Source organism: Pseudomonas sp. P5_B3, from assembly GCF_056400405.1.
The window spans coordinates 62,954-86,418 of sequence record NZ_JBFULI010000021.1 but is presented as its reverse complement, the minus strand read 5'-3'; the positions used below and the strand labels follow the sequence as shown (position 1 = coordinate 86,418).

Below are 23,465 nucleotides of genomic sequence, written 5' to 3'. Positions count from 1 at the left end.
GAATTACCGCCCACACCAGGGCAATCATGCTCAGTGCCACGAACTGGGCGGCACTGCCCATGTCCTTGGCATTCTTGGACAGCGGGTGCCGTTCAAGGGAAATGCGGTCGATGGCCGCTTCCACTGCCGAGTTGAGCAACTCGACGATCAACGCCAACAGGCATACCGCGATCAGCAACGCCCGTTCAACCCGGCTGACATTCAGGAAGAACGACAGGGGAATCAGGATGACGTTGAGCAATACCAATTGCCGAAAGGCGGCTTCACCGGTGAAGGCTGCGCGCAGGCCGTCCAGCGAATAACCGGAGGCATTGAGAATACGTTTCAGGCCGGTCTGGCCTTTGAAAGGTGACATAGAGTGGGCAACTGACAAAAAAGAAGTGGGAAAGCTAGATCAACCAAAGTCAAAAAAGCGTGAAGTCGCCAGCCTTTAATGGCTGGAAATTGACTCAAGTTGTTGCAAGAGCAGCGCGGCCTGGGTCCGGGTCCGCACATTCAGTTTACGGAAAATCGCGGTCACGTGCGCCTTGATCGTCGCCTCGGAAACACTCAGCACGTAGGCGATCTGCTTATTCAGCAAGCCTTCGCAGACCATGGTCAGCACCCGGAATTGCTGCGGCGTCAGGCTGGCAAGACCTTCGCTGGCCGCCTTGGCCTCTTGCGAGACGCTGACCGCTTCGAACGCCTGCGGCGGCCAGAACACGTCACCATCGAGGACCGCACGCACGGCTTTCTGGATCACACTCAAGTCGCTGGATTTGGGAATGAAGCCACTGGCGCCGAATTCACGAGACTTGACCATGATGGTCGGCTCTTCCTGGGCCGAAACCATGACCACCGGAATCTGCGGGTACTGACCGCGCAGCAGGACCAGTCCGGAAAAACCGTAGGCTCCCGGCATGTTCAGGTCCAGCAGCACCAGATCCCAATCGGATTTTTCCGTCAGGCGGACTTCCAGTTCGGCGATGCTCGCCACTTCCACCAGACGGACATCCGGGCCAAGGCCCAGGGTCAGCGCTTGATGCAAGGCACTACGGAAAAGTGGGTGGTCATCGGCAATCAGGATTTCGTATGTGGCCATTTTTCAAATGATCCTGTTTTTTTCATGGGACGCCCGATGCATTCGGACCTCGCCAAAGCACCTCAAGGCACAGCCACGGAGCTGCACCGACAAGGCACGTTCAACGCAAAAAACGCGTTGCAAATTCAGGCCGCACCCTGATCGGAGCCAAGCATGCCCAGCGAAGCCGGGGTGGTCAAGCAGCATGGCCGGTACAGGTTATTGCAGCATGCGCAACAATCAGCCCATCAACGGAGTGACCGGCTGAACATAGGGCATCAACTCGGCGTGCGCCGGGGTCGAAACGTTCATGTCCAACTGATGTTTGGCGTCGAGGTAATGCTGGCTGAACACATCGAAGTAGGCATCCAGCGCCGAGGCTGCGGTTACATCGCCTGCAAGGTCGAGGCACAGCGCCGCCACTTCCGCCGTGCACAGATGCTCGCTGCGAGTCGAGCGGCGCAACCGGTAGCGGGAGAGTTTCTCCGGCAGCAGGCTGAGGATCGGCAGTCGGTCAAAATAGGGGCTCTTGCGAAAGATCTTCCGCGCTTCGGTCCAGGTCGCATCCAACAAAATGAACAGCGGGCGCTTCGTGCCATCGACGTCCACAGTGTTTGTCACGCGTTCAGGTTCGACGTACTCCCCCGGAAACACCAGATAAGGCTGCCATTGCGGGTCGGACAATAGCGCCAGCAACTTCGGATCGATCTCGGTACGGGACCAGATGAAGGCATGGTTGTCAGGTACCACGTCGGCGATCAGCCAACCGGTGTTGCTTGGTTTGAACACTTCCTTGTTGGTCATGATCAGACACACGCCGGAGCGGGTAGCGACCTGCGGACGCCATGCGCACAGGCAGTGACTCTCGATCACCCGGCAGTCACGGCAGCGCGTCGCGCGCCAGCCGCGGGCCTGAATCGGCTTGATGCCCTCCTCCTCGCGCTGATCGCGCAAACGGGCGACGGCATTCAACGCAAAGCGCGCGGGGGTATGGCTCATAGCGGGCAACGCCCACAGAGAAGGGAAATCGACACGAAAAACACTCGACAGGGTAAAAAGTGCCAGCAGTTTACCAGACCGCCCGGCGCAAGCCTGTACCGTCCAGCCCACCTCCCCTATAATCCGCCGCCACTGAACGCACAGTCACGTGACGGGTCAAAGCCCCATCACTGAACCAGGAGAGTTTCATGCTGCGCCTTATCGTTCCTACCGCGGCCATTTTGCTGGCGTCGTCCTTCAACGCCCAGGCTGCGTCCTTGAAAGACACGGAACTGAACAAAATGCTGCAAAACGTCGCCACCCAGAGCAGCGTCGGCACTCCGCGAGCGATCAACGAAGACATTCTCGATCAAGGCTACACCGTTGAAGGCAAACAGCTGATCAACCACCTGAGCGTGCAGAGCAGCCACGCCGACAAGATGCGTGCAGACCCGAAAGCCGTGTACTTCCAGTTGGGGGCTTCTGTCTGCCGAAACGAAGGGTTTCGCAAGCTGATGGCCAGGGGCGCAATCATGCGTTACGACTTCACCGAGGTGAAGACCAACCGCCCGGTCGGCTCCGCAAGCTTCCAGGAATCGGATTGCCTGCAACCGGCCAGGAAGAAAAAGTAATCACCTGGAATTGGCGCGCCGCTGTTCATCTTCGGCGCGCAGTTCTGCCAGCAGCGCCTGCAAGTAATGTGAACGGCGTTCGCCACCGCGCAAACGTCGGCAGCACTCCTCTTCGAGACTCCAATGATGGGTCTCGGCTGATGACTTCAGCAATCGATACAGCTGCGTATCGATCTCCAGAACGACTCTGGCCATGGTTTCCCGCCTCCCTGCACTTCACTCATGTTTGAGTGATAAATCCTTGAATCGCTTGTACCGTGCGCCCTGCCGTTGACGCAAAGTTGTCGTGTGACGCTTGTAACTTAGTAAATCAGAGCGCCGCACATGCGACGAACGTTCAGACGAGCGGTGAATACACCTTGCAAATCGTCAATAAGCGGTTGCCAGGAAAGACGTTGTGGCGCAATGATCAAGGCAGCGCAAATCACTGTGAAGGTCTAGATTTCAGGGTATCCACGTTCACTTTTTCAGGGCTGGAAAGGGGCTGGCCGTCGCTTGTCGTGCAGTGCGAACGTTTCTTTCATCCAAGGGAAAAACAGGGCCTGTTTGGATGATCCGATGTTTTCGGATCAAGTAGATCGCCCAGGCATGGGCCTGGGCAGACAGCGACACATGGAGTGTCGTGGCTCCGACGTACGTTGTCGGGCCGAAGGTTCTGTGCAGAAGGAGAAGTTGAATGCCTTACCAACCGAATGACCTCCTGAGCCGTCATTTTGAAGAAAGCGGCCACGACCTCATCAGCAAGGTCGAAGAACAACTCAAGCTGATTTCACCCAACAGCCCGAACATCCCGATCTACCGCGACATGATCCTGACCGTGCTGCGCATGGCTCAGGAAGACCACAATCGCTGGAATGCCAAAATCACCCTGCAAGCCCTGCGCGAGCTGGAACAGGCTTTCCGCGTGCTCGAACAGTTCAAGGGGCGACGCAAAGTCACTGTTTTCGGCTCGGCCCGTACCCCCATGGAACATCCGCTCTATAGCATGGCCCGGGAACTCGGCACCGCGCTGGCGCGCTCGGACCTGATGGTGATCACTGGCGCCGGTGGCGGCATCATGGCCGCCGCCCATGAAGGCGCCGGTCTGACACACAGCCTGGGGTTCAACATCACGCTGCCCTTCGAGCAACATGCCAACCCTACTGTCGACGGCACGACCAACCTGCTGCCCTTCCACTTCTTCTTCACTCGCAAGCTGTTCTTCGTCAAGGAAGCCGATGCCCTGGTGCTGTGCCCGGGCGGCTTCGGTACGCTGGATGAAGCGCTGGAAGTGCTGACGCTGATCCAGACCGGCAAGAGCCCATTGGTGCCAGTGGTGCTACTGGACATGCCGGGCGGCAAATTCTGGCAAGGCGCACTGGACTTCATTCACCAGCAACTGGAGGAAAACCACTACATCCTGCCCACTGACATGAAGCTGGTGAAACTGGTCTACAGCGTCGAAGAGGCGGTGGAGCAGATCAACCAGTTCTACAGCAACTTCCACTCCAGTCGCTGGCTCAAGCATCAGTTCCTGATTCGCATGAATCACACACTCAATGACCGGGCACTCGAGCATATGCAGGAAGCTTTCGCCGACCTGTGTCTGAGCGATCATTTCCATCAGCACGTTTACAACGGTGAAGTACACGACGAAGCCGAGTTCAGCCATCTGGCACGGCTGGTCTTCAACTTCAACGCCCGCAATCATGGCCGTCTGCGCGAGCTTGTGGACTACATCAACCTGCCGGAAAACTGGGCACAATCAACCCCCCAAGTGCAGCAACGCACGCGGGAGCCGTCAAAGGTTACGTGAGGCATAAAAAACGGCCCGTTATCGAAATAGCAGGCCGTTTCAGTTCAATCGTCCATCCCTCGACCGCTGAACAGGCGGTTGATCATCTCCATGGAATATCCCCGATACGCCAGGAACCGGCCTTGTTTGGCTCGCTCCCGGGCGTCTGCCGGCAATTGCCCGGAGAACTTGCGCCGCCAGGTATCGGCCAGCTGCTCCTGCCAGTCGATACCGCTCTCACGCAGGGCGAGCTCAATATCGGTGCGCTGCAGGCCGCGCTGGCTCAACTCTTCACGAATGCGTAAAGGGCCATAACCGGAACGGGCGCGGTAGGAAACGAAACTTTCGAGGTAACGGGTTTCGGACAACAACCCCTCTTCCGTCAACCGGTCGAGTGCTGTTTCGATCATTTCAGGGAGGGCGCCGCGCTGACGCAGTTTACGCGTCAGCTCGACACGACCGTGCTCGCGTCGTGCGAGCAGGTCCATTGCGGTTCGCCGCACCGCGACGAGTGTATCGAGTACGGCGATCATCGCTTCGATCAGATATCAGCGTCAGCCAGGTCGTCTTCGGTCTCTTTGACCGCAGAAGCTTTGGCGTCCGCAACCGATGCAGGCGACAGCAGCTTGTCACGCAGTTGCTTCTCCAGCTTTGCCGCGACTTCCGGGTTGTCTGCCAGGAACTTGGCCGAGTTGGCCTTGCCCTGACCGATCTTGGTGCCTTCATAGGCATACCAGGCACCGGACTTCTCGACGAAACCGTGCAGAACGCCCAGGTCGATCATCTCACCGTTGAGGTAGATGCCCTTGCCGTAAAGAATCTGGAACTCGGCCTGACGGAACGGCGAAGCCACCTTGTTCTTCACAACCTTGACGCGGGTTTCGCTACCAACGACTTCATCACCTTCTTTCACCGCGCCAGTACGACGGATGTCCAGACGAACCGATGCGTAGAACTTCAGTGCGTTACCACCGGTGGTGGTTTCCGGACTACCGAACATCACACCGATTTTCATACGGATCTGGTTGATGAAGATCACCAGGCAGTTGGCGTTCTTGATGTTGCCGGTGATTTTACGCAGCGCCTGGGACATCAGACGGGCTTGCAGGCCCACGTGCATGTCACCCATTTCGCCTTCGATTTCAGCCTTTGGCACCAGGGCGGCCACGGAGTCGACGATGATCACGTCAACCGCGTTGGAACGCACCAGCATGTCGGTGATTTCCAGAGCCTGCTCGCCGGTGTCCGGCTGGGAAACCAGCAGGTCGTCGACGTTGACGCCCAGCTTGCCGGCGTACTCAGGGTCGAGGGCGTGTTCGGCGTCGACGAATGCGCAGGTCGCACCGGCTTTTTGAGCCTGGGCGATCACGGACAAGGTCAGCGTGGTTTTACCGGAAGATTCAGGACCGTAGATTTCAACAATACGGCCTTTTGGCAGACCGCCGATGCCAAGAGCGATGTCCAGACCCAGAGAGCCAGTGGAGATGGCCGGGATTGCCTGACGGTCCTGATCGCCCATACGCATTACGGCACCCTTGCCGAATTGACGTTCGATCTGACCCAGGGCCGCAGCCAAGGCTTTCTTCTTGTTGTCGTCCATTAAAGTCCTCACGTAATCAATAAGGCCTGACGGCCAACACCTGTATAAGTAGCCAGTATTATTCCACAGCGATTCCGGATCGCCTACCCCTGATTTGAGATTTCTGCCGCGGCATACCGCAGCAGCCCCTCTAGCGCGGCCTTCACCGTTTGTCGGCGGACGTCGTCGCGATTACCCGGGAAGTGCTGCCGCTCACAGAACACCTGGTCTCCAACGCCCCAGGCCAGCCACACCGTGCCAACCGGCTTGCTCGCCGTTCCACCATCCGGCCCGGCGATGCCACTGACCGCCACGGAGAAATACGCGCTATTTTTCTTCTGCGCCCCCCGGACCATGGCCTCGACCACCTCGCGGCTGACCGCGCCCACGGTGGTGAACAACTCCACCGGGACATCCAGCTGCAGGGTTTTCTGCCGGTTGGAGTAGGTGACATAACCGGCCTCGAACCAGGCCGAACTCCCGGGGATACGGGTAATAGCCTCGGCGATGCCTCCGCCGGTGCAGGACTCCGCCGTGGTGACGTGGGCATTGAGAACCTGCAGGCGTCTGCCGAGTTCGGCGGCGAGCTGGGTGATTTCGTTCACGGTCATCTCCTGATCGGGCGGGATGAGGTTAACCGTACACGAGCAGACCGCACTTGCAAGCGACGGGACCGATCAAAATGTAAAGAACCAGAGGCTCTGGAAAAGGCCTGTCGGGGAATCAATCTTCGACGTCACCGGACGGAACATGTCCGCCCCCCATACGCTTGGCCACCCAACGCTCATACAACCCTAGAACTACGTCTGTCCCGGCCATCGCCGCTAAACAACCACCCGCACAAGCGGCCCAAATGGAAACATTGGCGGCGTGCAGCAGCATGATGACCGAGGCGCCGCAGATCATGCTGGAGCCAGACCGCAGGCTCAGGCGCCGGACAAGGAGCCAGCCACGAACGCCCTCTTTATCCGCACGCCACATTTCACCGGTAACGCCACCGAGTATTGGCAGGCTGATGACCAGCCACAGAGGCATGTCCAGCAGCGCATATTGCTCAGCGGTCATTTCATGCCTCCTTGAGTGAACGGTCATTCCGTGTTCTTGAATAGATAGGCAACAAGACTATGCATTAATGCATATTAAGTCAATGCGCAAACGCATACAAGAAGACAATCCGATGCTTTCAGCACACGAAAAAACCCGCTCGGGAAGCGGGTTTTATCTGAACGCCAGGAGTGTTAGCGGGCGTACATACCCCACCAGAAGACATGGCCGAGGATAACAATCGGCTCCTCCTGGATTTCCTGAAAGCTGTAGTCCTCGTCCGGATGCTCGTCGCGATTGAAGCTGCGCAAGCGAATCCCGGACGGCAGGCGATACAGCTGCTTCACCCGCAATTGGCCGTTGTGATTGATTGCATAAAGGTCGCCGTCAACGATATCGCCAATACCGCACTTGCCGGCATTGACCCCGACCGTGGCGCCGTCACGCAGTACCGGCAACATGCTGTTGCCCCGCACTGTCACACATTTTGCCTGGTCGAACTGCACGCCGTTATGGCGCAGGCTACGCTTTCCAAAGCGCAAACTAGAGCGCTCGCTTTCTTCGATGACGAATCTTCCTGATCCTGCAGCCAATTCAACCTCGCGAAGAAAGGGGACCGACACCTCATCGTCATCGACAGGAGTATCGTCGTCCCACAGACTTATATCCTTGAGTTCCGAATGCACGGGAGCGCGCCCGGCACTAGCGGAAGGCGCGACGTCCGCGCGGCCACGCAACTGGTCGGTGCTCACGGAAAAATAGTCGGCAATTTTCGAAATGTGCCTATCCGAAGGATCGACGATCTTCCCGCTGAGAATGCGCGAGAGCGTGGATTGAGGCACGCCGGTACGACGGTGAAGCTCCGTAGGGGAGATCCCGTGCTGATCGAGCAATGCTCTTAAGACAGTTGATACGTTGCGTTTTTGCATAACGCGCATAGTGCTTGCTCTTCTCGAAGAAGACAATGCTGATTTGCATAGTCGATGCATAACATTATTTTTGCATCGTAAAAGATGTCACCCGGCCGCGGTGCCTGCGTCGGGTAGACCGCCCATGGTAACCTTGCGCCCATCGCGGAAAAGCCCGGCCGTTGCCCCGCTTTTGCCCCATTTCTTTCAACGAGCTTCCTGACAATCCGATGAATAAAGCCGTCTCCGACCTGTCCTCCCACACCCCGATGATGCAGCAGTACTGGCGCCTGAAAAACCAGCACCCGGACCAGCTGATGTTCTACCGCATGGGCGACTTCTACGAGATCTTCTATGAAGACGCGAAGAAGGCCGCCAAGTTGCTGGACATCACCCTGACGGCCCGTGGGCAGTCGGCTGGCCAGGCGATTCCGATGTGCGGTATTCCTTACCACGCCGCCGAGGGTTACCTGGCGAAACTGGTGAAGCTTGGCGAATCGGTGGTGATCTGCGAGCAGGTCGGCGACCCGGCCACCAGCAAAGGGCCGGTGGAGCGGCAGGTGGTGCGCATCATCACGCCGGGGACGGTGAGTGACGAGGCGCTGCTGGACGAGCGTCGGGACAACCTGATCGCTGCAGTCCTGGGCGATGAGCGCCTGTTCGGCCTGGCGGTGCTGGACATCACCAGCGGCAACTTCAGCGTGCTGGAAATCAAGGGCTGGGAAAACCTGTTGGCGGAACTGGAGCGGGTCAACCCGGTGGAACTGCTGATCCCGGATGACTGGCCCAAGGATCTGCCGGCGGAAAAACGCCGCGGCGTGCGTCGCCGTGCGCCGTGGGATTTCGAACGCGATTCGGCGCTCAAAAGCCTGTGCCAGCAATTCTCGACTCAGGATCTCAAGGGCTTTGGCTGCGAAAACCTGACCCTGGCGATCGGCGCCGCCGGTTGCCTGCTGGCCTACGCCAAGGAAACCCAGCGCACCGCCCTGCCCCATTTGCGCAGTCTGCGTCATGAGCGCCTGGACGACACCGTGGTGCTCGATGGCGCCAGCCGTCGCAACCTGGAGCTCGACACCAACCTGGCCGGGGGCCGCGACAACACCCTGCAATCGGTGGTGGACCGTTGTCAGACTGCCATGGGCAGCCGCCTGCTGACCCGCTGGCTGAATCGCCCGTTGCGCGATTTGACAGTATTGCTCGCGCGCCAGACCTCGATCACTTGCCTGCTCGACGGTTACCGCTTTGAAAGGCTGCAACCGCAGCTCAAGGAAATTGGTGACATCGAGAGGATTCTGGCGCGGATCGGCCTGCGCAATGCCCGCCCGCGCGACCTCGCCCGTTTGCGTGACGCCCTCGGCGCACTGCCCGAACTGCAAGTGGCAATGACGGAACTCGAAGCCCCGCACCTCCAGCAACTCGCCAGCATCACCAGCACCTACCCGGAACTGGCGGCACTCCTGGAAAAGGCCATCATCGACAACCCGCCGGCAGTCATTCGTGACGGCGGCGTGCTGAAAACCGGCTACGACAGCGAACTCGACGAACTGCAGTCGCTGAGCGAAAACGCCGGGCAATTCCTGATCGACCTCGAAGCTCGCGAAAAGGCCCGCACCGGTTTGTCGCACCTGAAGGTCGGTTACAACCGCATCCACGGTTATTTCATCGAGCTGCCAAGCAAACAGGCGGAATCGGCACCGGCCGACTATATTCGCCGCCAGACGCTCAAAGGCGCCGAGCGCTTCATTACCCCGGAACTCAAGGCGTTCGAAGACAAGGCATTATCGGCCAAGAGCCGTGCCCTGGCGCGCGAGAAGATGCTTTACGAAGCGCTGCTCGAAGACCTGATCGCCCAGCTGCCACCCTTGCAGGACACCGCCGGCGCCCTGGCCGAGCTGGACGTCTTGAGCAACCTGGCCGAGCGTGCGCTGAACCTCGACCTGAACTGCCCGCGCTTCGTCAGCGAGCCGTGCATGCGCATCACCCAGGGTCGTCACCCGGTGGTCGAACAAGTGCTGACCACGCCATTCGTGGCCAACGATCTGAGCCTGGACGACAACACCCGCATGCTGGTGATCACCGGTCCGAACATGGGCGGTAAATCCACCTACATGCGTCAGACCGCCTTGATCGTGCTGCTGGCGCACATCGGCAGCTTCGTGCCGGCAGCCAGTTGCGAACTGTCGCTGGTCGACCGCATCTTCACCCGGATCGGCTCCAGCGATGACCTGGCCGGCGGGCGTTCGACCTTCATGGTGGAAATGAGCGAAACCGCGAACATCCTGCACAATGCCACCGAGCGCAGCCTGGTGCTGATGGACGAAGTCGGGCGCGGCACCAGCACCTTCGACGGCCTGTCCCTGGCATGGGCGGCAGCCGAACGCCTGGCGCACCTGCGTGCCTACACGCTGTTCGCCACCCACTACTTTGAACTGACCGTCCTGCCGGAAGCCCAGCCGTTGGTGGCAAACGTGCACCTCAATGCCACCGAGCACAATGAACGCATCGTGTTCCTGCACCACGTGCTGCCTGGACCTGCCAGCCAGAGTTATGGCCTGGCCGTTGCGCAACTGGCGGGCGTACCGAGTGAAGTCATCACCCGCGCCCGTGAGCATTTGAGCCGCCTGGAAGACACCGCCCTGCCCCATGAAACACCGGCACCGGCCAAAGGCAAATCGGCTGCGCCGCTGCAAAGCGATCTGTTTGCCAGCTTGCCGCACCCGGTACTGGATGACCTGGCCAAGCTCGATCTGGACGACATGACACCACGTCGTGCTCTCGAAATGCTCTATACACTAAAGACACGGATCTAACGCAGCGGCTTGCAAGCTGTTAGAATCTCGCGCGGTTTGGGATGCTGCTGGCTAATAGCCTGGCCAGCAGACTATCGCTCCCGAACCTGGCGACCCCTACGAAAAGGGGCGCAGCAAGCCGCGCCTGAGGAGAAAATTAGAAATGACCTTCGTCGTCACCGACAACTGCATCAAGTGCAAGTACACCGACTGCGTAGAAGTCTGTCCGGTGGACTGCTTTTACGAAGGCCCGAATTTCCTGGTGATCCACCCGGATGAGTGCATCGATTGCGCGCTGTGCGAACCTGAATGCCCTGCTGTTGCCATCTTCTCCGAAGATGAAGTTCCGGCCGGCATGGAAAACTTTATTCAGCTGAACGCTGAGTTGGCCGATATCTGGCCTAACATCACTGAACGTAAAGATCCGCTGCCAGATTCCGCTGAATGGGATGGCAAGCCAGGCAAGATCGAACACCTCGAACGCTGATTACCCCCGCGTTCCCGAAAAAGGCCCCACAAGGGCCTTTTTGCTTTTCTGCAGGCAAAAAAAGGGGCGGTTTGACCCGCCCACATTTTTTCCCTATTCCCTGTGTTCCTTTTCATCGTCCTGATGAATCGCGTCCTGCGATGTCCATTTCCTTCATCCATGAAGGACGTGTCTGTCCGTCGACACAACCTGAATATTAGAGTTTTCCCCTCGGAGATCAACCGCCCCTTGGCGCGAATTCCAACTGTCACACATCATTAATAATAATAAATATCTATATGAATCAAAAAGATAGAGACAAACAGCGTTCAACATAGACGACTGCCAGAGTGTAAAAATAACGAACACTTACGCAAGAGTAAGCCAAGGCTTACAGCACGAAACCAAAATCCCGAGGGGGATTCGATCCCCAGGCCAGACAATAAAAAACCCCGAGCCGGTCGGGGTTTTTTATGCCATCGCAGTGAGCGCCTTATTGGAACAGCGACTCGCTCGACAGACCATTTTTTTCAAGGATCTCGCGCAGCCGCTTCAAGCCTTCGACCTGAATCTGCCTGACCCGCTCACGGGTCAGGCCGATTTCCMGGCCTACGTCTTCAAGGGTGCTGCTTTCATGACCGCGCAGGCCGAAGCGGCGTACTACCACTTCGCGTTGCTTGTCGGTCAGCTCCGAGAGCCATTGATCGATGCTCTGGGACAGGTCGTCGTCCTGCAACAGTTCGCATGGATCGGTTGGACGGTCGTCAGTCAGGGTATCAAGCAGGGTTTTATCCGAGTCCGGACCCAGCGAGACGTCGACCGAGGAAACCCGCTCGTTCAGGCCGAGCATACGCTTGACCTCTCCTACCGGCTTTTCCAGCAGGTTGGCGATTTCTTCGGGTGAGGGTTCATGGTCGAGTTTTTGCGTCAACTCCCGCGCGGCCCGCAGGTACACATTCAGCTCTTTGACCACATGGATCGGCAACCGGATGGTCCGGGTCTGATTCATGATTGCGCGTTCGATGGTCTGGCGAATCCACCAGGTCGCGTAGGTCGAGAAGCGGAAACCGCGTTCCGGATCGAACTTCTCCACCGCCCGGATCAAGCCGAGGTTGCCCTCTTCGATCAGGTCCAGCAGCGACAACCCACGATTGACGTAGCGTCGGGCGATTTTCACCACCAGCCGCAGGTTACTTTCAATCATGCGTTTGCGCCCGGCCGGATCGCCACTTTGCGACAGGCGCGCAAAATGAACTTCTTCTTCGGGTGACAGCAGGGGAGAGAAACCAATTTCATTGAGATACAGCTGCGTGGCATCTAGTGCCCGCGTGTAGTCAATGTACTTGTGTTGTTTCAACGATGCGGAGTGTTTGGATTTGGCACGAACGGAAGGTGGAGCCGCCCCTTCATCATTCGACATCGAATCCATATCGATGCTGCTCTCCATAAGGAGAACCTCATCGTCGATGTCAAACTCCGGCACTTCTTTACTGAGAGCCATTGTTATAGTCCTTTGGTGAGTTCGACCTCAAGCTCAAGCGGCGCCTTTCTCCCTGGCAACGCTGGAGCCTGTTCCCCTCTACGCGACGGAACAGGCTGGTAAGCGATCAACGACGTGGCAGGAATTGCAGCGGATCTACAGGTTTACCCTGGCGGCGAATCTCAAAATGCAGTTTCACCCGGTCTGTACCCGTTGACCCCATTTCGGCAATTGTCTGTCCGACCTTGACCTGCTGCCCCTCCCGAACCAAAAGCCTGCGGTTATGTCCGTAGGCACTGACGTAGGTTTCACTGTGTTTGATGATCACTAATTCGCCGTAGCCCCTTAAGCCACTCCCGGCATACACCACCGTCCCATCAGACGCAGCTAAAACAGGCTGTCCCAAATCTCCGGCGATATCAATTCCTTTATTCAAACTACCGTTTGAAGAGAATTTCCCGATAAGAATGCCATTAGATGGCCATCCCCAGCCGGTCGGGGCTGGCCCGGGAGGGGGCAATGGAGCCGGTTCAGGCTTGTTCGCGACGGACGGTACAATCGTTGTCGTGCTGGTGGTCGCACCGTTTACCGGACGACGGATGACCGTGGTTTTACTCGACGACGAAGGTGTTGAACTGGACGAACTGACCACCGTCGTCGACGTTGAATCGGTGCGACCATCAAAGCGAATCGTCTGACCCGGATGAATGGTGTAGGGCGCAGGAATGTTATTGCGTGCCGCCAGAGCCTTATAGTCCCAACCGTAACGAAAGGCGATGGAGAACAGGGTGTCCTTGGGCCGAACGACGTATTGTCCGGTGGTCACGACMGGGCGCTGAGGCGCGGCATTGTTGCGTTCCAAGACACGAACATCGCTGGATTTGTTGCTGGAACAACCGACCAGCAAGGTGCTCAAGACAAGGCCAGTCACCAGGCGCTGAAAGCTCGTTTTACTCATTCGCTGCGCAATGACTGTGAGACTCACCCGCCGCTCCCTCTGTGGTGGCTGAAAATGTGAAATGCCGGAGTCCGGCAATGAACTGTCGCAAGTATAACGGGCCGTGCACGCTGTACCTTTAATGTAGCGAATCGGTGTCGCGCACACGTTTGCTGCCTGACGATGAATCCCGTTTAACCGCACGATGCCGCTGTAAGACAAAGGCAATCGCAGAGAATTCAGCGTGCCGAAACAAATGCTCAGGCCAGTGGCCCATTGAGCAATGGCACGAAGCGCACAGCCCCCAGAACATGCCTGGAAAAACCCTGTTCCTCGCGAATGATCAGCATCAATTGCTGAACTTCCCCGGACCCGACAGGGATCACCATTCGGCCTCCCGGTGCCAACTGGTCAAGCAATGCCTGGGGCACATCGGTCGCCACTGCAGTGACGATAATCCCGTTGTACGGCGCCAGTGCCGGCCAGCCCTCCCAGCCATCGCCCCAGCGGAACACCACGTTGCGCAGGTTCAGTTCGACCAGACGTTCCTTCGCACGATCCTGCAAAACCTTGATGCGCTCGACCGAGAACACACGCTCGACGAGTTGCGACAGCACCRCCGTCTGATAACCCGAGCCCGTGCCGATCTCCAGCACCTTGTCGAGGGGACCTGCCTCCAGCAGCAGCTCGCTCATGCGCGCCACCATATACGGCTGGGAGATAGTCTGGTTATTGCCGATCGGCAGCGCTGTGTCTTCATAAGCACGATGCGCCAGCGCTTCGTCGACGAACAGGTGGCGCGGGGTCCGGCGAATGACCTCCAGCACCCTGGCGTTGGAGATGCCTTCTTCGTACAGACGCTGGATCAGCCGCTCCCGGGTTCGCTGGGAAGTCATGCCAATGCCGCGACGCAGCATATCGTCTTGTTCGCGACCCATCAGCGCAGACCCTCCAGCCAGCCGTCCAGACTTCTGAAGGCATCATTGAAGGTGCGATCCAGTTGCAACGGCGTGATCGAAACATAACCCTGCATCACCGCATGGAAATCGGTACCCGGGCCACCGTCCTCGGCATCCCCGGCCGCCGCGATCCAGTAACCGGACTTGCCCCGCGGATCCACCACTTTCATCGGTGCCGCGGCACGGGCGCGATGACCCAGGCGGGTCAGCTGGATACCGCGGATATGGTCCAGCGGCAAATTGGGAATGTTCACGTTCAGTACCGTACGCGGTGGCAGAACCAGGTCAACATGGGCTTCGACCAGTTTGCGCGCGAAATAGGCAGCTGTGGGAAGGTTCTCTACCTGACGTGAGACCAGAGAAAAAGCAAACGAAGGGTGTTTCAGGAAACGCCCCTCAAGGGCCGCCRCCACCGTACCGGAATACAGGACATCGTCCCCCAGGTTCGCGCCCAGGTTGATACCGGAAACCACCATGTCCGCTTCGCGCTCCAGCAGGCCGTTGAGGCCCAGGTGCACGCAATCGGTGGGTGTGCCGTTGAGGCTGATAAAGCCGTTGGCCAGGGTTTGCGGGTGCAACGGACGGTCCAGCGTCAGCGAACTGCTGGCGCCGCTTTTGTCCTGGTCCGGGGCGATAACCACGCATTCGGTGTAATCCGCCAGCGCAGCATAAAGCGCGGCGAGACCGGGTGCGGTTACCCCATCGTCGTTAGAAATCAGAATACGCATGGGCTGTCCGTCTGCCCCACCGGCACCAGATCAACAAGCTCACGCACCAATACGGTGGCGAAGCATCCGGCCGGCAGGATGAATTCCAGTTGGAGAATGTCCAGCGAGGGATAATGCCACGTCAGCCCGCCAATGGGCAGCCGCAGGATGCGACGTTCGTGGCTCATACCGGCGTTGATCAACCAGTCACGCAAATCCGCTTCGCGTGCGGCGATGGCCTGCTCCAGTTCATGGACAACGCCCGTGGCCGGCGAGTCACCTTCGCCCCACTGCGGACCGGTCGGGTGCAGATCGAGAATCGCCAGGCGCGGGTCGCTGCACTCAGCCTCACCTGCCGGGAAAAAGCTGCGGCTGTCGGTGAACGCCAGCAGATCTCCCACCTGGGCACGCTGCCAGGTGCCATCGGCGACACGTGCGGCCAGCACCTGATTGAACAGAAAACTGCGCGCCGTGGAGAGCAGACGCGAGCGCACGTTGCGCTGCTCCGGCAAGGCCTTGCGCGCGGCCCAGGCGCGAGCATCGACGACGTTACCGCCGTCATGACCGAAACGCTGAGCGCCGAAATAATTGGGGATGCCTTGTTTGGCGATCAGTTGCAGACGCTCTTCAAGCGCAGCCTTGTCGCCGGCGAATTGCGTCAGGCGCAATGTAAAACCGTTGGCCGAGTGGGCGCCGCGTTGCAGTTTGCGCTTGTGGCGGGTGGTCTTGAGGATCTTCAGCGTATCGTTTTCCGCGGCCGACAGATCAGGGTCTGCCTTGCCCGGCAATTGCACGCTGAACCACTGGCGAGTCAACGCCTGACGATCCTTGAGCCCGGCATAGCTGACTGTGCGCAATGGCACACCTGCTGCCTTGGCAATCCGCCGTGCCGCTTCTTCTGTGTTCAGACCGCGCTTTTCCACCCAGATCCACAAGTGTTCGCCTTCGCCACTCAGGGGGATGTCGAGGACTTCGTCGACCTGGAAATCTTCCGCGATCGCTTTCAGGACCGCCGTGCCGAGGGCTTCACCGTAAGCCCGCGGGCCGAGCAATTGCAGTTCGTTCATGCGCGCAGCAACAAGGCAACGGAGTGCACGGCAATGCCTTCTTCGCGACCGACAAAGCCGAGCTTTTCGGTGGTGGTAGCTTTCACGTTCACTTGATCCAACTCTACTTGAAGATCCGCGGCAATCAGCGCGCGCATCGATTCGATATGCGGGGCCATTTTCGGCGCCTGGGCGACGATGGTGTTATCGACGTTGCCGACTTTCCAGCCTTTGGCATGGACCAGTGCGACGACGTGACGCAACAGCGCACGGCTGTCGGCGCCCTTGAATTGCGGGTCGGTATCCGGGAAATGCTTGCCGATGTCGCCCAGCGCCGCGGCGCCGAGCAAGGCATCGCTCAAGGCGTGCAAGAGGACGTCACCGTCAGAGTGAGCGAGCAACCCGAAGCTGTGTGCAATGCGCACGCCGCCCAGAGTGATGAAATCGCCTTCAGCGAAACGGTGCACATCATAGCCGTGGCCAATACGCATAAAAAAACGCCCCGATTTTTGTCAGGGCGTGATTCTACCTGCATTAGGCACCTAGAGCATGCGCGTGATGCCGTAAGTGCTCATCGATGAAACTGGCGATGAAGAAATAGCTGTGGTCATAGCCCGGTTGCAGACGCAACGTCAGCGCATGACCCGCCAGTTTAGTCGCCTGTTGCAAGGCGTCCGGCTTGAGTTGGTTGGCGAGGAAATCGTCGCGATCGCCTTGGTCGACCAGCAGCGGCAGCTTTTCATCGGCCTCGGCAATCAACGCGCAAGCATCCCATTCGCGCCATTTCGAACGGTCTTCTCCCAGATAGCGGGAGAAAGCTTTCTGCCCCCACGGGCAATCCATCGGATTGTTGATGGGCGAGAACGCCGATACCGACAAATAGCGCCCCGGATTGCGCAAGGCACAGACCAGCGCACCGTGGCCACCCATGGAATGGCCGCTGATACCGCGTTTGTCCGACGCCGGGAAATGGGCCTCGACCAATGCCGGCAATTCCTGCACGACATAGTCATGCATCCGATAGTGTCGCGACCACGGTTCCTGGGTGGCATTCAGATAAAACCCGGCGCCGAGGCCGAAGTCCCAGGCGCCATCCGGGTCGCCCGGCACATCAGGACCGCGCGGGCTGGTGTCCGGTGCGACGATGATCAGCCCCAGTTCGGCGGCCATGCGCATGGCGCCGGCCTTTTGCATGAAGTTCTCGTCGGTGCAGGTCAGGCCGGACAACCAGTACAACACCGGCAGCTTGCCACCCTGCTCCGCCTGCGGTGGCAGGTAGACGGCGAACACCATGTCGCAGCCGAGCACTTCCGAGCGATGGCGATAGCGCTTGTGCCAGCCGCCAAAACTTTTCTGGCAGGAGATATTTTCCAGGCTCATGACAGACCTCAGAAATGAATGACGGAGCGGATGCTTTTTCCTTCATGCATCAGGTCAAACGCCTTGTTGATATCTTCCAGGCCCATGGTGTGGGTGATGAAGGTATCCAGCGGAATCTCACCGGTCTCGGCCATTTCCACATAGCTCGGCAACTCGGTACGGCCGCGCACGCCGCCGAACGCCGAACCGCGCCAGACGCGGCCGGTGACCAGCTGGAATGGACGGGTCGAGATTTCCTGCCCGGCACCGGCAACGCCGATGATGACCGATTCGCCCCAGCCCTTGTGGCAGCACTCCAGCGCCGCGCGCATCAGCTGCACATTGCCGATGCACTCGAAGGAAAAATCGACGCCGCCATCGGTCATGTCGACGATGACTTCCTGGATCGGACGATCGAAGTCTTTCGGGTTCACGCAGTCGGTTGCACCCAACTGTTTGGCGATTTCGAATTTCGCCGGGTTGATGTCGATGGCGATGATGCGAGCTGCCTTGGCTTTTACGGCGCCGATGACAGCCGACAGACCGATACCGCCGAGGCCGAAAATGGCCACGGTATCACCCGGTTTCACCTTGGCAGTGTTGAGCACCGCACCGATGCCGGTGGTGACGCCGCAGCCGAGCAGGCAGACTTTTTCCAGTGGCGCTTCTTTAGGAATCTTGGCGACGGATATTTCTGGCAGCACGGTGTACTCGGAAAAAGTCGAGGTGCCCATGTAATGGAAAATCGTTTCGCCCTTGTAGGAAAAACGCGAAGTGCCATCCGGCATCAGGCCTTTACCCTGGGTCGCGCGAATCGCCTGGCAGAGGTTGGTTTTGCCCGACAGACAGAATTTGCACTTGCCGCATTCCGGGGTGTACAGCGGGATCACATGGTCGCCCACCGCAAGGGAAGTCACTCCCTCGCCAATCGCTTCCACGATCGCACCGCCTTCATGGCCGAGGATCGACGGGAAGATGCCTTCCGGATCAGCGCCAGACAGTGTGTAGGCATCGGTGTGGCAGACACCGGAGGCCACCACGCGCAGCAATACTTCACCGGCCTTGGGCATGGCGACATCGACTTCAACGATTTCGAGGGGCTTCTTGGCCTCGAAGGCAACGGCGGCGCGCGACTTGATCATGGTGACTCTCCAGTGAAGAAAACGAGACAGGGAGTGTAATACAGAGCCTTACAGTGAATAATCCGGACAAAAGCAAAACATTATTGCTGCACAGGGATAATCATCCATGTCCGAAAACCGCTGGGAAGGAATCGACGAATTTGTCGCGGTGGCCGAATGCAGCCAGTTTACCGCTGCCGCGGAACGCCTCGGGGTTTCTTCCTCCCATATCAGTCGACAAATCGTACGCCTCGAAGAGCGCCTGCAAACCCGCTTGCTCTATCGCAGTACCCGCCGGGTCACGCTGACCGAAGCCGGACAAACCTTCCTGCAACATTGCCAACGCTTGCAGGATGGACGTGAAGAGGCGTTGCGCGCAGTCGGCGACTTGACCAGCGAGCCCAAAGGCATGCTGCGCATGACCTGCGCCGTGGCTTACGGTGAGCGCTTCATCGTGCCGCTGGTGACCCGCTTCATGGGGCTATATCCGCAACTGCGTATCGACATCGAACTGACCAATCGCCAGCTTGACCTGGTGCACGAAGGCCTCGATCTGGCGATCCGTCTCGGGCGTTTGCAAGATTCGCGACTGGTCGCCACCCGCCTCGCGCCACGGCGTATGTTTCTCTGCGCATCGCCGTCCTACCTTGAGCGCTACGGTCGCCCGCACAGTCTGTCGGAACTGAGCCGCCACAACTGCCTCATCGGCAGCTCGGACTTATGGCAACTGGAGCAGAACGGGCGGGAATTTTCCCAACGGGTGCAGGGAAACTGGCGCTGCAACAGTGGGCAAGCGGTGCTGGATGCCGCGCTACAAGGCGTAGGGCTGTGTCAGTTGCCGGACTATTACGTGCTGGAGCATTTGAATAGCGGCGCGTTGATTTCGTTGCTGGAGGCACATCAACCACCGAACACGGCGGTTTGGGCGCTGTATCCGCAGCAGCGGCATTTGTCGCCGAAGGTGCGCAAGTTGGTGGATTTTTTGAAGGAGGGGTTGGCTGAAAGGCCGGAGTATCGAAGCTAGGAAGGTGCCGGTGTGTCAGCAGGATGGCGGTTGTCAGTACTACCGTAATCGCGAGCAAGCTCSCTCCCACAGGGTTTGCTGGCGTTCACAAGATTTGTGTTCGTCCCCGCCCAATGTGGGAGGGAGCTTGCTCGCGATTGGGGGCAGCACAAAACCAAAGTCAATCAGTGACGATTGGCCCAACGCTGTCTCAACCATTCAAGGTCTTCAGGACGCGTGACCTTGAGGTTGTCGGACCGCCCTTCGATCAGGCGTGGGGCCGAACCGGCCCACTCCATCGCCGAAGCTTCGTCAGTGATAACGGCATCGGCCACCAGACTGTCCGCCAAAGCCCGATGCAACGCCCCAAGGCGAAACATCTGCGGCGTGTAGGCCTGCCAGATCACACTGCGATCCACGGTTTCGACCACGCGACCGTGCTTGTCGACTCGCTTGAGCGTATCCCGAGCCGGAACCGCCAGCAGTCCGCCGACAGGATCGTCAGCCAGTTCAGCCAGCAGCTTGTCCAGATCGTCACGACTGAGGTTCGGCCGTGCGGCATCGTGAACCAGTACCCAATCCTCGTCATCAGCGCCCTGCGCATGCAGGTGCAGCAGCGCATTGAGCACCGACCCGGAACGCTCGGTGCCACCCTCGACCCGGGCAATACGCGGATCACTGGCACACGCCAGGTTCGGCCAATAAGGATCGTCAACAGCAACACTGACCACCAGACCTTTGAGGCATGGATGATCAAGGAAACAGCCAAGGCTGTGTTCGAGAATAGTGCGCCCGCCCAGTTGCAAGTATTGCTTGGGACGGTCCGCAGCCATACGGGCACCGACGCCCGCGGCAGGAATCACGGCCCAGAAGGCCGGTAACGAATTAATCATTGGGCCAACTGGTAAAGGGTTTCACCGTCCTTGACCATGCCCAATTCATGGCGAGCCCGTTCTTCAACGGTCTCCATGCCCTTTTTCAATTCACTGACTTCGGCGTCCATCACCCGGTTGCGCTCCAGCAATGCCTGGTTCTCAGCTTGCTGATCGGCAATCTGCTGAGTCAACTCGGCCACTTGCGCCAGGCTGCCATTACCCACCCACAAGCGGTACTGCAGGCCAGCCAGCAGCAGGAGCAAGACGAGGAACAACCAATTGGGACTGCGCATCGAATATCAGGTATCCAGTGAAAAAAGACAGCCATGCCAAACGTGAAGCTTCTGATAGCACGAAGCCTGGAAGAACCAGGCTTGTGCATATAAGGCATCAGATTAGTGGCAAAAACGTCGCTGTAGCGATTTTTCCGACACAATCCGGTGTCTTTTTTTATATCAACCGCGGAACTCGCTGCGACCGTTGTACTTGGCTTTGCCGTTCAACTGCTCTTCGATACGCAGCAGTTGGTTGTACTTGGAAACGCGGTCGGAACGGCACAGGGAACCGGTCTTGATCTGGCCAGCCGAGGTGCCCACGGCCAGGTCGGCAATGGTCGAATCTTCGGTTTCGCCGGAGCGGTGCGAGATCACGGCAGTGTAACCGGCGGCCTTGGCCATCTGGATGGCTTCCAGGGTTTCGGTCAGGGTGCCGATCTGGTTGAACTTGATCAGGATCGAGTTGGCGATCTTTTTGTCGATGCCTTCTTTCAGGATCTTGGTGTTGGTGACGAACAGGTCGTCGCCTACCAGTTGGGTCTTCTCGCCGATCTTGTCGGTGAGGATCTTCCAGCCGGCCCAGTCGGACTCGTCCAGGCCATCTTCGATGGAGATGATCGGGTAACGCTCGGTCAGACCTTTGAGGTAATCAGCGAAACCTTCGGCGGTGAACACCTGACCTTCGCCGGACAGGTTGTACTTGCCGTCTTCGTAGAATTCGCTGGCGGCGCAGTCCAGAGCCAGGGTCACGTCGGTGCCCAGCTTGTAACCGGCGTTGGCCACGGCTTCGGAGATCACTTTCAGTGCATCTTCGTTGGACGCCAGGTTCGGTGCGAAACCACCTTCGTCACCGACGGCAGTGCTCAGGCCACGGGCCTTCAACACAGCTTTGAGGTGATGGAAAATTTCGGTGCCCATGCGCAGGCCTTCCGAGAAAGACTTGGCGCCAACCGGCTGAACCATGAATTCCTGAATGTCGACGTTGTTATCGGCGTGCTCGCCACCGTTGATGATGTTCATCATCGGAACCGGCATCGAGTAGACACCCGGGGTGCCGTTCAGGTTGGCGATGTGAGCGTACAGCGGCAGGTCCTGGTCCTGTGCTGCTGCCTTGGCCGCAGCCAGGGAAACGGCGAGGATCGCGTTGGCGCCCAGGGAACCTTTGTTTTCAGTACCGTCGAGCTTGATCATTGCCAGATCGAGCGCTTTCTGGTCGCTTGGGTCCATGCCTTTCAACAGGTCGCGGATCGGACCGTTGATGTTGGCTACTGCCTTCAGAACGCCTTTGCCCAGGTAACGGCTCTTGTCGCCATCACGCAGCTCGAGCGCTTCACGCGAGCCAGTGGAAGCACCGGACGGCGCGCAGGCACTGCCGATGATGCCGTTGTCGAGAAGCACGTCCGCTTCCACGGTGGGATTGCCACGGGAGTCGAGAACTTCACGACCTTTGATGTCGACGATTTTAGCCATTGTTGTAAACACTCCAAAGTTGACGAAAACGACGCAGCTGTAGGAAATCTTTGATCGTCGGCAAGCGAGGTGCAGCGGGCAGTCTTGCAGACGACAAGGCTCAGGCCCGAGGGCCTGGGCGTTAAATCGTGCGGTACTTTACCGGAGAATTGAGGATTACGCGGTTTCTACCGTCGGAAAACTCTTCACCAGTTCGTCCAGGGCTTTGAGCTGGGCCAGGAATGGCTCCAGTTTGTCCAGGCGCAAGGCGCAAGGACCATCGCATTTGGCGTTGTCCGGATCCGGGTGGGCTTCCAGGAACAGGCCGGCCAGGGACTGGCTCATGCCGGCTTTTGCCAGATCGAGGACCTGGGCGCGACGACCACCGGCGGAATCGGAACGACCGCCAGGCATTTGCAGCGCATGGGTCACGTCGAAGAACACCGGGTATTCAAACTGCTTCATGATGCCGAAGCCGAGCATGTCGACGACCAGGTTGTTGTAGCCGAAGCTCGAACCACGCTCGCAGAGGATCAACTGATCGTTACCGGCTTCTACGCATTTGTTCAGGATGTGTTTCATTTCCTGAGGCGCGAGGAACTGGGCTTTCTTGATGTTGATCACTGCACCGGTCTTGGCCATCGCGACCACGAGGTCGGTCTGGCGTGACAGGAAAGCTGGCAACTGGATGATGTCGCAGACTTCAGCGACGACCGCGGCCTGGTCAGGCTCGTGGACGTCGGTGATGATCGGCACGCCGAAGGCTTGCTTGATGTCCTGGAAGATGCGCATGCCCTCTTCCAGGCCAGGACCACGATAGGAGGTCACAGAAGACCGATTGGCCTTGTCGAAACTGGCCTTGAACACGTAAGGGATACCGAGCTTTTCGGTGACCTTCACATACTCTTCGCAAACCTGCATGGCCATGTCGCGGCTTTCCAGCACGTTCATGCCGCCGAACAGCACCATGGGTTTGTCGTTGGCGATCTCGATGTCGCCGACGCGGATGATCTTCTGTGCCATC

Annotated in this window: 26 protein-coding genes; 5 read left to right on the top strand and 21 right to left on the bottom strand. The window is 58.6% G+C overall.

The window, feature by feature from the left end:
* The 3 genes from AC1DRN_RS14670 to AC1DRN_RS14660 form a co-directional block, all read right to left on the bottom strand.
* A partial coding sequence (locus tag AC1DRN_RS14670; RefSeq protein WP_477786738.1) for a diacylglycerol kinase occupies window positions 1-355 on the bottom strand: 355 nt, incomplete at its 3' end.
* A gap of 75 nt (window positions 356-430) precedes the next feature.
* Entirely contained in the window at window positions 431-1,081 is a 651-nt protein-coding gene (gene erdR, locus AC1DRN_RS14665; RefSeq protein ID WP_223458440.1) for a response regulator transcription factor ErdR, read from the bottom strand.
* A gap of 219 nt (window positions 1,082-1,300) precedes the next feature.
* Window positions 1,301-2,059, bottom strand: a complete 759-nt coding sequence (locus AC1DRN_RS14660) for a tRNA-uridine aminocarboxypropyltransferase (protein ID WP_223458438.1) — start codon at window positions 2,057-2,059, stop codon at window positions 1,301-1,303.
* Between the two features lie 188 nt (window positions 2,060-2,247).
* Here AC1DRN_RS14660 and AC1DRN_RS14655 point away from each other — a divergent pair, with 188 nt between their 5' ends.
* Window positions 2,248-2,670, top strand: coding sequence for a PA3611 family quorum-sensing-regulated virulence factor (locus AC1DRN_RS14655; protein WP_223458436.1), 423 nt, complete (start codon window positions 2,248-2,250; stop codon window positions 2,668-2,670).
* Here the strand turns inward: AC1DRN_RS14655 and AC1DRN_RS14650 are convergent, their stop codons facing one another.
* Entirely contained in the window at window positions 2,671-2,865 is a 195-nt protein-coding gene (locus AC1DRN_RS14650) for a hypothetical protein (protein ID WP_223458434.1), read from the bottom strand.
* A gap of 481 nt (window positions 2,866-3,346) precedes the next feature.
* Here AC1DRN_RS14650 and AC1DRN_RS14645 point away from each other — a divergent pair, with 481 nt between their 5' ends.
* Entirely contained in the window at window positions 3,347-4,465 is a 1,119-nt protein-coding gene (locus tag AC1DRN_RS14645) for an LOG family protein (RefSeq protein ID WP_223458432.1), read from the top strand.
* A 44-nt stretch (window positions 4,466-4,509) separates the two neighbouring features.
* Here AC1DRN_RS14645 and recX read toward each other — a convergent pair whose 3' ends face one another.
* The 5 genes from recX to AC1DRN_RS14620 form a co-directional block, all read right to left on the bottom strand.
* Window positions 4,510-4,977 carry a recombination regulator RecX gene (gene recX, locus AC1DRN_RS14640; RefSeq protein ID WP_223458430.1) on the bottom strand — a complete coding sequence of 156 codons (468 nt, stop codon included), beginning with the start codon at window positions 4,975-4,977 and terminating at the stop codon, window positions 4,510-4,512.
* 8 nt (window positions 4,978-4,985) lie between these two features.
* A complete protein-coding gene (recA, locus tag AC1DRN_RS14635) occupies window positions 4,986-6,044 on the bottom strand; it encodes a recombinase RecA (RefSeq protein ID WP_007996915.1) in 1,059 nt (352 codons plus the stop codon).
* Window positions 6,045-6,127: 83 nt separating this feature from the next.
* Window positions 6,128-6,628 (bottom strand): CinA family protein, encoded by a 501-nt coding sequence (locus tag AC1DRN_RS14630; protein WP_057400907.1) that lies wholly within the window; start codon window positions 6,626-6,628, stop codon window positions 6,128-6,130.
* Between the two features lie 118 nt (window positions 6,629-6,746).
* Window positions 6,747-7,088, bottom strand: a complete 342-nt coding sequence (locus tag AC1DRN_RS14625; protein WP_223458428.1) for a phage holin family protein — start codon at window positions 7,086-7,088, stop codon at window positions 6,747-6,749.
* A 173-nt stretch (window positions 7,089-7,261) separates the two neighbouring features.
* The gene (locus AC1DRN_RS14620) at window positions 7,262-8,005 is read right to left on the bottom strand and encodes a LexA family transcriptional regulator (protein ID WP_223458417.1); all 744 of its coding nucleotides are present in this window, start codon (window positions 8,003-8,005) and stop codon (window positions 7,262-7,264) included.
* Window positions 8,006-8,205: 200 nt separating this feature from the next.
* Here AC1DRN_RS14620 and mutS point away from each other — a divergent pair, with 200 nt between their 5' ends.
* Window positions 8,206-10,785: a DNA mismatch repair protein MutS gene (mutS, locus tag AC1DRN_RS14615; RefSeq protein WP_223458415.1), complete on the top strand. Its 2,580-nt coding sequence runs from the start codon at window positions 8,206-8,208 to the stop codon at window positions 10,783-10,785.
* Between the two features lie 142 nt (window positions 10,786-10,927).
* The gene (fdxA, locus tag AC1DRN_RS14610; protein WP_223458414.1) at window positions 10,928-11,251 is read left to right on the top strand and encodes a ferredoxin FdxA; all 324 of its coding nucleotides are present in this window, start codon (window positions 10,928-10,930) and stop codon (window positions 11,249-11,251) included.
* 472 nt (window positions 11,252-11,723) lie between these two features.
* Here fdxA and rpoS read toward each other — a convergent pair whose 3' ends face one another.
* The 8 genes from rpoS to AC1DRN_RS14570 form a co-directional block, all read right to left on the bottom strand.
* Complete coding sequence (gene rpoS, locus AC1DRN_RS14605; protein ID WP_477786737.1) at window positions 11,724-12,731, bottom strand: RNA polymerase sigma factor RpoS; 1,008 nt, start codon at window positions 12,729-12,731, stop codon at window positions 11,724-11,726.
* A gap of 106 nt (window positions 12,732-12,837) precedes the next feature.
* Window positions 12,838-13,695, bottom strand: a complete 858-nt coding sequence (locus AC1DRN_RS14600; RefSeq protein ID WP_223458412.1) for a peptidoglycan DD-metalloendopeptidase family protein — start codon at window positions 13,693-13,695, stop codon at window positions 12,838-12,840.
* A gap of 212 nt (window positions 13,696-13,907) precedes the next feature.
* A complete protein-coding gene (locus AC1DRN_RS14595; protein WP_477786739.1) occupies window positions 13,908-14,543 on the bottom strand; it encodes a protein-L-isoaspartate(D-aspartate) O-methyltransferase in 636 nt (211 codons plus the stop codon).
* A 41-nt stretch (window positions 14,544-14,584) separates the two neighbouring features.
* Complete coding sequence (gene surE, locus AC1DRN_RS14590) at window positions 14,585-15,334, bottom strand: 5'/3'-nucleotidase SurE (protein WP_477786736.1); 750 nt, start codon at window positions 15,332-15,334, stop codon at window positions 14,585-14,587.
* Complete coding sequence (truD, locus tag AC1DRN_RS14585; protein ID WP_223458408.1) at window positions 15,322-16,380, bottom strand: tRNA pseudouridine(13) synthase TruD; 1,059 nt, start codon at window positions 16,378-16,380, stop codon at window positions 15,322-15,324. Before truD ends, surE begins: the two co-directional genes overlap by 13 nt.
* Window positions 16,377-16,850, bottom strand: a complete 474-nt coding sequence (ispF, locus tag AC1DRN_RS14580) for a 2-C-methyl-D-erythritol 2,4-cyclodiphosphate synthase (protein WP_007970721.1) — start codon at window positions 16,848-16,850, stop codon at window positions 16,377-16,379. The genes truD and ispF overlap by 4 nt, the downstream gene beginning before the upstream one ends.
* A gap of 43 nt (window positions 16,851-16,893) precedes the next feature.
* Window positions 16,894-17,739: an S-formylglutathione hydrolase gene (fghA, locus tag AC1DRN_RS14575; protein ID WP_223458406.1), complete on the bottom strand. Its 846-nt coding sequence runs from the start codon at window positions 17,737-17,739 to the stop codon at window positions 16,894-16,896.
* 8 nt (window positions 17,740-17,747) lie between these two features.
* Window positions 17,748-18,860 carry an S-(hydroxymethyl)glutathione dehydrogenase/class III alcohol dehydrogenase gene (locus AC1DRN_RS14570; RefSeq protein WP_223458404.1) on the bottom strand — a complete coding sequence of 371 codons (1,113 nt, stop codon included), beginning with the start codon at window positions 18,858-18,860 and terminating at the stop codon, window positions 17,748-17,750.
* Between the two features lie 106 nt (window positions 18,861-18,966).
* Between AC1DRN_RS14570 and AC1DRN_RS14565 the strand changes: the two genes are divergently transcribed.
* Window positions 18,967-19,863, top strand: a complete 897-nt coding sequence (locus tag AC1DRN_RS14565; protein ID WP_111281389.1) for a LysR family transcriptional regulator — start codon at window positions 18,967-18,969, stop codon at window positions 19,861-19,863.
* A gap of 164 nt (window positions 19,864-20,027) precedes the next feature.
* Here AC1DRN_RS14565 and ispD read toward each other — a convergent pair whose 3' ends face one another.
* From ispD to kdsA, 4 genes are all read right to left on the bottom strand, one after another.
* Window positions 20,028-20,735 (bottom strand): 2-C-methyl-D-erythritol 4-phosphate cytidylyltransferase, encoded by a 708-nt coding sequence (gene ispD, locus AC1DRN_RS14560; protein ID WP_223458402.1) that lies wholly within the window; start codon window positions 20,733-20,735, stop codon window positions 20,028-20,030.
* Window positions 20,732-21,010 (bottom strand): cell division protein FtsB, encoded by a 279-nt coding sequence (gene ftsB, locus AC1DRN_RS14555; protein WP_007996937.1) that lies wholly within the window; start codon window positions 21,008-21,010, stop codon window positions 20,732-20,734. The genes ispD and ftsB overlap by 4 nt, the downstream gene beginning before the upstream one ends.
* A 162-nt stretch (window positions 21,011-21,172) precedes the next feature.
* Entirely contained in the window at window positions 21,173-22,462 is a 1,290-nt protein-coding gene (gene eno / locus AC1DRN_RS14550) for a phosphopyruvate hydratase (protein ID WP_056720952.1), read from the bottom strand.
* A gap of 156 nt (window positions 22,463-22,618) precedes the next feature.
* Window positions 22,619-23,464 carry a 3-deoxy-8-phosphooctulonate synthase gene (kdsA, locus tag AC1DRN_RS14545; protein WP_056720954.1) on the bottom strand — a complete coding sequence of 282 codons (846 nt, stop codon included), beginning with the start codon at window positions 23,462-23,464 and terminating at the stop codon, window positions 22,619-22,621.
* Window position 23,465: the final 1 nt, after the last annotated feature.